General features: G+C 71.8%; 2 protein-coding genes. One reads left to right on the plus strand and one right to left on the minus strand.

Going from position 1 to position 1,554, the window contains the following annotated elements:
- Positions 1 to 272 precede the first annotated feature (272 nt).
- Positions 273 to 1,094, plus strand: coding sequence for an IS5 family transposase (locus ABEA93_RS41925; protein WP_345681278.1), 822 nt, complete (start codon positions 273 to 275; stop codon positions 1,092 to 1,094).
- On the opposite strand, the gene ABEA93_RS41930 is transcribed toward ABEA93_RS41925, so the two are convergent.
- The coding region (locus ABEA93_RS41930) for a hypothetical protein (protein WP_345681279.1) at positions 1,021 to 1,554 on the minus strand (534 nt) is incomplete at its 5' end. The two genes, ABEA93_RS41925 and ABEA93_RS41930, sit on opposite strands and share 74 nt — an antisense overlap.

The raw sequence follows: 1,554 nt of genomic DNA on the forward strand, positions 1-1,554 counted from the left end.
AGAAGCTGTGGTCGTACCGAACTTGGCGTCGGGTTATAGGACTTGGTTTCCCGATGGGGTGAAGTCTGAGCCGTACGCGCATGAAAGCAGGGCCTCTTGGAATCTCGGTGGTGTCGAAGCCAATCGAGTGATCCCAGGAGGCCCTGTTGCCACGGTTGTACGCGGTTGCGGCGGGCGAGTCCAGTTCGTTCCCCCGCAGGTGTGATTGCCTCGCACACGTGCACGGGAACGCGGACGGGCAGCCTCACCGGGTGCGCATGTATCCGTCGGACATGACGGACGCGGAGTGGGCGGTGGTCCGCGCGGTGCTGCCGGTGCCGGCGTGGCTGGAAGGCCGCGGTGGGCAGCCCGAGTGCTACTGCCACCGGCAGATGATCGACGCGGTCCGGTATCTGGTCGACAACGGGATCAAATGGCGGGCGATGCCCGCGGACTTCCCGCCGTGGGACCGGGTCTATGCGTTCTTCGCCCGGTGGCGCGACCGCGGGCTGGTGCACGAGTTGCACGACCGGCTGCGGGCGCGGTGTCGGCAGGCCGCTGGCCGCGACGGCGAGCCGACCGCGGCGATCGTCGACGCGCAGTCGGTCAAGGCCGCGTCCTCGGTCCACGCCGACAGCCGCGGCTTCGACGGCGGCAAGCTCGTCAACGGCCGCAAACGGCATATCGTCGTCGACACGCTCGGCCTGCTGCTGGTGGTGCTGGTCACCGGCGCGGACGTCACCGACCGCGCCGCCGCCCACGTCCTGCTGCGCGAACTCGCCGTCCGGCACCGCCGGGTCGTCCTGGTCTGGGCCGACGGCTCCTACACCGGACCTTTGGTCGACTGGGCCGCCGAGCACTGCGGCATCGCCCTGACCGTGGTCAAGCGTCCCGACGGCGCACGCGGCTTCCAGGTGCTGCCGCGCCGGTGGGTGGTGGAGCGGACGTTCGGCTGGCTGATGCGCTCACGCCGCCTCGCCCGCGACTACGAAACCCTCCCCAGCAGCAGCGAAGCCCTCGTCCACTGGTCGATGACCATGCTCATGACCCGCCGCCTGGCCCGCCGGACGGCCGCGGCACACCCCCGCCTCCCGCAGCCGGCTGCGGCAGCGTGAACACCCCCGGCACCGGCTCGGCCAGCCACCCCCGCGCCACCAGCCGCTTCGCCTTCGACCGCACCCCCTCCACCTTCCCCGGCACCAACTCCAACCCCAGCCCCCGGGCAAGATCCTTCACCCGCAGCCCCGCCGCGTCCGCCTGCTCGACCAGCCCCACGATCCGCCGGTAGTCCGGCGCGAGCACCTCCACCGACGACTGCCCACCCCGACGCGGCACGACCGAACCCGCCACCACCGACTTGGCCTCCACCACCGCAGGCTCCCCACCGCCCGCAGGCGCATCCGGCTCCGGCCCGCCCAACGCCTCGGCGAGTTCCGCGACCGCGATGACCCGCCGTTCCAGCACCGCCTCGGCCTCCCGCAACGCGACCCCGACCCGGTCCGCCTCCGCCCGAAGCTCCTCCACCCGAACCCGGGCAGCGATCTCCCGCTCCTCCAACAACCCCATCACCGACGG

It is taken from the genome of Yinghuangia aomiensis (genome assembly GCF_039542225.1).
GTDB lineage: Bacteria > Actinomycetota > Actinomycetes > Streptomycetales > Streptomycetaceae > Yinghuangia > Yinghuangia aomiensis.